Consider the following 7,679-nt stretch of genomic DNA (forward strand, 5'->3'; position numbering starts at 1 on the left):
GGCCAGGTGGTTCGGCCGGACCGGGTTCGGTCAGGCGGTGCTGCCGGGCGGGGTTCAGCCGGGCAGGCCGGCCGCGAGGTCGGTGAGCGCCCGGACGACGGAGCCGGCGGCCGGCGAGCCCGGCTCGATCAGGGTGTAGTGCCCGGTGCCGGGCAGCACGATCTCCCGCGCGTCCCGGTGCGCGGCCAGGTAGCCGGTGAACTGGTCGTGCGGCAGCTCCTCGTCGTTCGCCCCGCGCAGGACGACCGTCGGCACGCCGGTGGTGCCCGCGCCGCGCAGCAGCGTCAGCGGGTCCACCGCGGGCAGCCGTTCGACGGCCGGGCCGTCACCGCCGAGCAGGAGCAGCCCGGCGTCGTCGCTGAGGCCGTCGCGGATCACGCCGGCCAGGTCGGTGATCGGCGCGAGCCCGAGCACGGCGTCCGGCAGCCGGGTGCTGTACCAGGGCGAGTCCTCGGGGAGCAGCGCCCGGGCGGCGGCCCACAGGGCCAGGTGCCCGCCGGAGCAGTGGCCGGCCAGGATGTAGGGCCGCCCGGCGGGCAGGGTGTCCACGGCCCGGGCGACGTCGTCGAAGGTCGCCGGGTAGCCGCCGGCGCCGCCCGCGCGGCGGAAGCCCGGCAGCAGGACGTCGAAGCCCTGGCGGGCGAGGTGGGCGGCGAACGGCGTCAGGTGCAGCCGGTCGTAGCGCCAGTAGCCGCCGTGCAGCAGCACGACCAGCGGGGCGTCCGGCCGGTTCGCCGTCCAGAGGTCGTAGGTCTGGTGCGGATGGCCGCCGTAGGAGCCGCGCGCGGGCGCGAGCACCGGCTTCAGGGAGAGGACGCGGCGTTCCTCCTCGGCGCCCTGGGCGGAGAGCGGCGGGCGGACGCGGGGTGCGGGGGCCGGGACATCGGGGCTGCCGGGGGCGTCAGACATGGCTGCGGGCCGTCCAGAGCTCGGGGAAGACCGGCCGGGCGGCGCGCTGTTCCAGCCAGACCACGCCCGGTGAGCCGCCGCTGCCCGTCTTGGCGCCCATCGCCCGCCGGACGACCAGCACATGGTCGGCGCGCCAGCGCAGCACCAGTTCGGCGATGTCGGTGAGGGTCTCCGCCAGGGTGAGCAGCGGGTCGTGCGCGGGCCCCGCGTAGATCCGGCGCCACACCTCCTCGACGCCCGGGTCCGGGCGGTAGGGCTCGGTGACGTCGCGCTCGCGGACCGCCTCGGGGACGGGCAGGCCCCGGCGGTACAGGAACTGCAGCACCTCGTCGTAGAGCGACGGCCGGACGAGCGCGGCCTCCAGCGCCTCGTGCGCCGCCCGGTGGCCCCGGTAGGAGTCGACCATCGGGCGGGACTTGTCCCCGAGCAGGAACTCCATCTGCCGGTACATCGCCGACTGGAAGCCGGAGGCCTTGCCGAAGGCGGCGCGGAAGGAGTTGAAGCGGCCGGGGGTGAGGGTCGCGATGGGGTGCCAGGAGTCGTTGAGCGCCCGGTGGGCGCGGGCGCTGCGGCGCAGGGCGTCGAGCGCGGCCTCGGGGTCGTCCTTGGACAGCGCCTCTCCGGCGGAGCGCCACTCGTGCACGGTGAGGGCGAACCACAGCTCCATCACCTGTGCGGTGACCAGGAAGCCCATCTCGTCGGGGGCGTCGGTCAGCGGCTGCTGGAGCGAGGCGAGGAGGTCCGCGTGGACGTAGTCCTCGTAGGGGGTCACTCCCTGGAATTCCAGGAACGGTGCGTCGGTCATGAGGACTCCGTGGGAATCGGGGCTGTCGACCGGGACGGCCGGTCAGCGGTGTCAGAGGTCGAAGTCGAGGGCGATCTCGCCGGTGGCGTCCGGCTCCGGCCGGGCCCGGCAGGTGAGCACGCAGCCCTCGGCCACCTCGCGCTCGCCGAGCGCGTAGTGGCGGTCCATCCGGACGGCGCCGCGGACGACCCTGGCCCGGCAGGCGCCGCAGAGGCCGTCGCGGCAGGAGTACGGGGTCTCGGGCCGGGCGCGCAGCACCGCGTCCAGGACGACGCGGTCGCCGGGTGCCATGGTGACCGCGCTGGTGCGGCCGGCCAGCCGTACGGTGATCGGGCGGCCCGCGGTGCGGGCGTCGGGGGCGGCGGCCGGTGCCGGGGTGTCGTCGGCGGTGAAGAACTCGCAGTGGATCCGGCCCGGTTCGGCGCCCCAGCGGGCGAGCGCCGACCGGGCGGTCCGCACCAGCCCCCAGGGGCCGCAGAGGTAGAAGGAGCACGGGTCGCCGGGGGCGGCGCCGAGCAGGGTCAGCAGGCCGGGCAGCCGTTCCTCGTCGATCCGGCCGGAGAGCAGTTCGCTCTCCCGGCTCTCGCGGGAGAGCACATGGAGGGCGGTGAACCGCCGCAGGTGGGCGTCCTTGAGGTCGGCGAGTTCGTCGGCGAGCAGGGCGGCGCGGGCGGTCGGCACCGCGTGGACCAGGGAGACCCTGGCGTGCGGGTCGGTGCGCAGGGCGTGCGCGGCCATGGCGAACAGCGGGGTGATGCCGCTGCCGCCGCCGATCATCACATGGTGCTCGCCGGGGCGGTCGGCGAGGGCGAACCCGCCGGTGGGCGTGGAGAGTTCGAGGGTGTCGCCGGCGGCGAGCGCGGTCGTGGCGTGGTCCGCGAAGCCGCCGGGGCCGAGCCGGCGGACGACCAGGCGCAGCGTCCGCGGTTCGCCGGGCGGCGGGCAGAGCGAGTAGCTGCGGCGCAGTTCGCCCCGCGGCCCCCGGTGACGGACCACGACGTGCTGTCCCGGCCGGTGGGCGAAGGCCGGGGCGAGCGGGTCGGGCAGGTCGAGGCGGATCGCCACGGCGTCGTCGGTGAGCCGGTCCAGGCCCGCGACGCGCAGCCGGTGCCAGCCGGGCGTGCGGGGCGGGGCGGCCGCCGGTATCGCTGTCATGACGGGTCGTCACATCGCTTTCAGGTGGGCGAAGGTCTCCCGGCAGGCGGTGCAGACGAGCACGGCCTGGCAGCGGGTGGCGCCGAACGGGCTCTGCGGCCTGGTCGCGGCCGAGCCGCAGTTGGGGCAGGGCAGGCCGAGGCCGAGGCGCAGCGGCAGGGGCGCGGTGGCGGGGCCCGGGGGCACGATGCCGTGCTCGGCGAGCCGGCGGCGGCCCTCGGGGGTGATCGCGTCGGTGGTCCAGGCGGGGGTGAGCTCCTGGCGGACCCGGCCGTCCGGGTGGCCGCAGTCGGCCAGGGCCTCCCGGATGGCCTCCGTCATGGCGGGCAGCGCGGGGCAGCCGAGGTAGGTCGGGGTGATGACCACCTCGACCGCGCCGTCGGGGGCCAGGCCGACGGCGCGGATCACACCGAGGTCGGCGAGCGTGATCATCGGCAGTTCCGGGTCGGGGACGGTGGCGACGCGGGCCCGGACGCGGTCGAGGTCCGGGGCGGCCGGGGTGGCCGGCGCGGTCACCAGGTGCCGCCGGGGTACTGACGGTGGACCGACTGGAACTCGGCGAGCAGCGGGGCGAACGCCTCGGTGTGCAGGCCGGCCCGTCCGCCGGTGGCCCGCCAGCGGGGGGCGGGGACGGCCAGTCCCGCGGTGGCGAGCACGGCGGCCGTCTCGCGCTGCCAGGCGTCGCGCAGCCGGGCGGGGGCGACGGCGGTGCCGGCGGCGTCGAGCCGGCTGCTCGGCCCGTCCTCCTCGAACAGTTCGTCGGTGTAGGGCCAGAGCGCGTCCAGGGCGGTGGTCATCCGGCGGCGGCTCTCGGTGGTGCCGCGGCCCAGCCGGACGGTCCACTGCGCGGCGTGCATCCGGTGGTACTCGACCTCGGCGGCGGCGCGGGCGCCGAAGCCGGACAGGACGGGGTCGGCGCAGTCCGCGAGCGCGGTGTAGAGCAGTCCGGCGTAGTGGGAGAAGACCAGCTGGCGGACGACGGTCGCGGCGAAGTCCGGGTCGGGCAGTTCGACCAGCAGCACGTGGCGGAACTCGCGCTCGGTGCGGCGGTAGGCGAGGTCGTCGTCGCCGCGTCCGGTGCCGTCGCGCTGCCCGCTGTAGGAGAGCAGGGTGCGGGCGTGGCCGAGGAGGTCGAGCGCGATGTTGGAGAGCGCCAGGTCCTCCTCGATGGTCGGGGCGCGGGTGATCCAGCCGCAGAGCCGCTGGCAGAGCACCAGGGCGTCGTCGCCGAGCCGCAGCGCGTAGCCGGCCAGGTCCGGGTCGGGGTCCGGGTGGGGGGCGGGGCCCGGGGCGGCGGGGCGGGCCGGTGTGGTGTCAGTCGTCATGGGCGCCGTCCTCGGTGAGGGAGACGTAGTGCTCCGGGTAGCGGTACGGCTTGTCCGCGGCGTTGCTGAACAGCGGGTCCTTCTCGGCGGGCGAGGAGGCGCGGACGGCGTCGCTGCGCACCACCCAGATCGACACCGGGTCGCCCCTGCGGGCGTACAGGTCACGGGCGTTGGCGAGCGCCATGTCGGCGTCGGCGCCGTGGACCGAGCCCACGTGCTGGTGGGACAGGCCGCGGCGCGGCCTGATGAACACCTCCCAGGGCGTCTGCACCCGTCCGCTCCCCCGCGTCGTCGCCGTCATGACCGCCGCCCGGCCGGTTCGGCGGCCTCGGGCCGCGCCGCGTCCGGCAGGGTGCCGTCCTCGTCGAGGCGGGCGGCGTAGGCGTCCACCGCGGCGCGGACCCAGGCGCCGTTCTCGTGCGCCGCGACCCGGTGGGCCAGCCGGGCCCGGGCGCACTGCGAGTCGTCGCCGAGGGCGTCCCGGAACAGCTGCCAGTCGATCGGGCTGAAGTCGTAGTGCCCGCGCTCCTCGTTCCAGCGGATCGCCGGGTCGGGCAGGGTCACGCCCAGCCGCTCGGCCTGCGGGGCGGCGTTGTCGACGAACCGCTGGCGCAGCTCGTCGTTGGTGTGCCGTTTGATGCCCCAGGCCAGCGAGCGGCGGGAGACCCCGGCGCCGATGGCGGCGGTGCGCCTGTCCAGGCCGCCGGCCTCCGTGTCGGGCGGGCCGAACATCAGCGCGACGGCCGGCAGCCACCACCGGTCGACGGCGTCCTGCGCCATCGCCCGCTGCCCGGCCGTGCCCCGGCAGAGCGCCCACAGGACGTCGTAGCCCTGGCGGACGTGGAAGGCCTCCTCCTGGCAGACCCGGCGCATGGCCCGGCCGTAGGGGCCGTACGAGGTGTGGCAGAGCGGGGCCTGGTTGACCACCGCCGCGCCGTCCGTCAGCCAGGCGATGGCGCCGGTGTCGGCCCAGGTCAGGGCCGGGTGGTTGAAGGTGGCGGCGTACCGCTGGTGGCCGCGGTGCAGGGCGTCGAGCAGGTCTTCGCGGGAGGCGCCCAGGGTCTCCGCCGCCGCGTACAGGTAGAGCCCGTGCCCGGCCTCGTCCTGCACCTTGGCCAGCAGCGAGGCCTTGCGGTGCAGCGAGGGCGCGCGGGTGATCCAGGAGCCCTCCGGCTGCATGCCGATGATCTCGGAGTGGGCGTGCTGCGCGATCTGGCGCAGCAGCATCATCCGGTAGCCGGGCGGCATCCAGTCGCGCGGTTCGATCCGCTCGTCGGCGGCGAGCAGCGCCTCGAAGTGCTCCTCCAGCCGCTGTCCTGCGGTGCCGTCGCCGTCGTCCGGCGCCGGCCCGGCCGGTGCCCGGCCGGCCTCCTCCACGGGCCCTGAACGCACCCGGATCACCCCTCGCTCCTCCTCGTCGCACGCACGCTCCGGCCGACGGCCCGGCGCGTGCCTTCACGGGTAGAGGAGGAGCGGGGCGGGGTGCTCCATCCCCCGGCCGTACAACCGCGCCAGTGATGCTGATCACAGACATGACAGGGATTGGTCAGGCCGCGACCGCTCCTCTGTAAGGGCGGGTCAGACACGCCCGGGGGCGGCAAGGCCCCGCACGGGACCGCTACGAGAGGCAGGGCATGAGCACTGTACGAAAGATGCTGGTCGACCTGACCGGCCTGCCGGAGTTCGCCGACGCGATCGAGGACACCGCCGATCTCACCGCCAGCGGCATCGACTCGGGCGACATGGTGCGCCTGGTCCTGCTGATCGAACAGCACACCGGGGCGGAGGTGACCGCCGGGGACCTGGAGGGGCTCTCGACGATCGCCGACTACGAGCGGTTCCTGGCCGGGCACGGCGGTCCCGCCTGATGTGGCTGACCCAGCTCTTGGAGCGCAACCGCCAGTGCTACCCGGACCGCCGGGCCCTCGTGGACGAGCGGCGCTCGGTGACCTGGAGCGAGCTGCACGACCGGACGCTGCGCCTCGCCCACGGGTTCGCCAGGCTGGGCCTGCGGGCCGGTGACCGGGTCGCGGTCCTGTCGCTGGACCGGATCGAGGTGCTGGAGACGTACTTCGCGCTGGCCCGGATCGGCGTCCTGTTCGTGCCGCTCAACCACAGTCTGACGACCGCGGAGATCGGCGGGATCGTCGAGCGCACCGGGCCGGCGGCGATCGTCGGCGAAGGGAAACTGCTCGGCCGGCACCCGGATCTGCCGGTGCGGCTGCGGATCGCCCTGGACGGCGCGGAGTACGCCGCGCTGGCCGACGGCGACGGCGGGGCCGGTGCCCCCGGGCTGCCGGCCGTGCCGGACGACGCGCTCGCCGCGATCCTGCACACCTCGGCCACCACCGGCCAGGCCAAGGGCGTCACGGTGGACCACGCGTCGTTCCGCGCGATCGCGCTCGGCTGGCTGGCGCTCGCCCGGCCCGAGGACGACATGGTGCTGGTCAACTGCTGCCCGCTGTACCACGGGAGCGTGGTCGTCTCGCTGACGTACCTGGCCGCCGGGGCCACCGTGGTGCTGATGCCGGGCTTCAAGCCGCAGACCGCGCTCGCCGCCATCGAGGAGAACCGCGCCACGCACGTCTGGCTGGTGCCGCAGATGCTGCGCTTCATCCTGCGGGCCGGGGCGCGACAGGGCACGGACCTCTCCTCGCTGCGGGAGATCCTGTACGGCGCGGCGCCGATGCCGGTCGACGTGTACGGCGAGGCGCTGGAGGAACTGGGCTGCGGCTTCCGCCAGGTGTACGGGATGACCGAGGTCGGGGGTCCGTTCGTCACCCTCGGCCCCGAGGAGCACCCCCCGCTGGACCGGATCCCCGACATCATCCCGAGCGGCCGGGTGATCCCCGGGATGTCGGCGCGGGTGCTGGACGCCCGGGGCGGCGAGGCCGGGCCGGGCGAGATCGGCGAGATCGGCGTCCGGGGGCCGGGCGTGATGCGCGGGTACTGGGGCAACGACGAGGCCACCGCCGAGATCACCGTCGACGGCTGGACCCTCACCGGCGACCTCGGGTTCATCGACCGGGACGGCCGGATCCACCTGGTCGACCGGAGCAAGGACCTGATCATCCGGGCCGGGCAGAACGTCTACCCGACGGAGATCGAGCGGGCGCTGCGCTCCCACCCCGGGGTGGCCGACGTCGCGGTGGTCGGGGTGCCGGACGAGGACTACGGCGAGGTGCCGCTGGCCTATGTGGTGGCCGACGGCGAGGTCGGCGCGGCCGAGCTGCTGCGGCACGCGGCCGGGCTGCTGGCCCCCTACAAGCGGCCCCGGCGGGTCGAGTTCATCGAGCAGGTGCCGAGGAACCCGGCCGGGAAGATCGTCAAGAAGCTGCTGCGGACGGCCGGTTGACGGGCCCGTGGTGCACGGTGAGGGGCCCCGTCGACCTTGGGTTCTAACGGTCCTCGCAACACCCGCGATCTGTGGGAGTTGCGAGGGCCGTGGCTGTTGGACGCGATGATCTTTCGGGTTTGAGGGAGCG

The 7,679-nt window shown here is 75.3% G+C and carries 9 protein-coding genes; 2 read left to right on the plus strand and 7 right to left on the minus strand.

What is annotated here, in order from left to right; translation table 11 throughout:
• Positions 1-54: 54 nt before the first annotated feature.
• The 7 genes from AB0P06_RS17995 to paaA all read right to left on the minus strand — a co-directional run bounded on the left by AB0P06_RS17995 (position 55) and on the right by paaA (position 5,502).
• Entirely contained in the window at positions 55-909 is an 855-nt protein-coding gene (locus tag AB0P06_RS17995) for an alpha/beta hydrolase (RefSeq protein WP_363608293.1), read from the minus strand.
• Positions 902-1,714 (minus strand): tryptophan 2,3-dioxygenase family protein, encoded by an 813-nt coding sequence (locus AB0P06_RS18000; RefSeq protein WP_363608295.1) that lies wholly within the window; start codon positions 1,712-1,714, stop codon positions 902-904. The genes AB0P06_RS17995 and AB0P06_RS18000 overlap by 8 nt, the downstream gene beginning before the upstream one ends.
• Before the next feature lie 51 nt (positions 1,715-1,765).
• Positions 1,766-2,869, minus strand: a complete 1,104-nt coding sequence (locus AB0P06_RS18005) for a 2Fe-2S iron-sulfur cluster-binding protein (RefSeq protein WP_363608297.1) — start codon at positions 2,867-2,869, stop codon at positions 1,766-1,768.
• Positions 2,870-2,878: 9 nt separating this feature from the next.
• Positions 2,879-3,301, minus strand: coding sequence for a 1,2-phenylacetyl-CoA epoxidase subunit PaaD (gene paaD, locus AB0P06_RS18010; RefSeq protein ID WP_363608319.1), 423 nt, complete (start codon positions 3,299-3,301; stop codon positions 2,879-2,881).
• 80 nt (positions 3,302-3,381) lie between these two features.
• Positions 3,382-4,194: a 1,2-phenylacetyl-CoA epoxidase subunit PaaC gene (gene paaC, locus AB0P06_RS18015; RefSeq protein ID WP_363608299.1), complete on the minus strand. Its 813-nt coding sequence runs from the start codon at positions 4,192-4,194 to the stop codon at positions 3,382-3,384.
• Positions 4,184-4,495 (minus strand): 1,2-phenylacetyl-CoA epoxidase subunit PaaB, encoded by a 312-nt coding sequence (gene paaB, locus AB0P06_RS18020; RefSeq protein WP_363608301.1) that lies wholly within the window; start codon positions 4,493-4,495, stop codon positions 4,184-4,186. Before paaB ends, paaC begins: the two co-directional genes overlap by 11 nt.
• Entirely contained in the window at positions 4,492-5,502 is a 1,011-nt protein-coding gene (gene paaA / locus AB0P06_RS18025; protein WP_363608321.1) for a 1,2-phenylacetyl-CoA epoxidase subunit PaaA, read from the minus strand. Before paaA ends, paaB begins: the two co-directional genes overlap by 4 nt.
• Positions 5,503-5,828: 326 nt before the next feature.
• On the opposite strand from paaA, the gene AB0P06_RS18030 reads away from it, so the two are divergent.
• On the plus strand, positions 5,829-6,062 hold the full coding sequence (locus AB0P06_RS18030; RefSeq protein ID WP_363608303.1) for an acyl carrier protein: 234 nt from the start codon (positions 5,829-5,831) through the stop codon (positions 6,060-6,062).
• Positions 6,062-7,549: an AMP-binding protein gene (locus tag AB0P06_RS18035; RefSeq protein WP_363608305.1), complete on the plus strand. Its 1,488-nt coding sequence runs from the start codon at positions 6,062-6,064 to the stop codon at positions 7,547-7,549. Before AB0P06_RS18030 ends, AB0P06_RS18035 begins: the two co-directional genes overlap by 1 nt.
• Positions 7,550-7,679 lie beyond the last annotated feature (130 nt).

Source organism: Kitasatospora sp. NPDC088351 (assembly GCF_040685575.1).
In the GTDB taxonomy this organism is placed as follows: domain Bacteria; phylum Actinomycetota; class Actinomycetes; order Streptomycetales; family Streptomycetaceae; genus Kitasatospora.

Bases quoted from the DNA above. Each gene is read 5' to 3' on its own strand.
- AB0P06_RS17995 (WP_363608293.1), bottom strand. From the start codon at position 909: ATGTCTGACGCCCCCGGCAGCCCCGATGTCCCGGCCCCCGCACCCCGC.
- AB0P06_RS18000 (WP_363608295.1), bottom strand. From the start codon at position 1,714: ATGACCGACGCACCGTTCCTGGAATTCCAGGGAGTGACCCCCTACGAG.
- AB0P06_RS18005 (WP_363608297.1), bottom strand. From the start codon at position 2,869: ATGACAGCGATACCGGCGGCCGCCCCGCCCCGCACGCCCGGCTGGCAC.
- paaD (WP_363608319.1), bottom strand. From the start codon at position 3,301: ATGATCACGCTCGCCGACCTCGGTGTGATCCGCGCCGTCGGCCTGGCC.
- paaC (WP_363608299.1), bottom strand. From the start codon at position 4,194: ATGACGACTGACACCACACCGGCCCGCCCCGCCGCCCCGGGCCCCGCC.
- paaB (WP_363608301.1), bottom strand. From the start codon at position 4,495: ATGACGGCGACGACGCGGGGGAGCGGACGGGTGCAGACGCCCTGGGAG.
- AB0P06_RS18030 (WP_363608303.1), top strand. From the start codon at position 5,829: ATGAGCACTGTACGAAAGATGCTGGTCGACCTGACCGGCCTGCCGGAG.
- AB0P06_RS18035 (WP_363608305.1), top strand. From the start codon at position 6,062: ATGTGGCTGACCCAGCTCTTGGAGCGCAACCGCCAGTGCTACCCGGAC.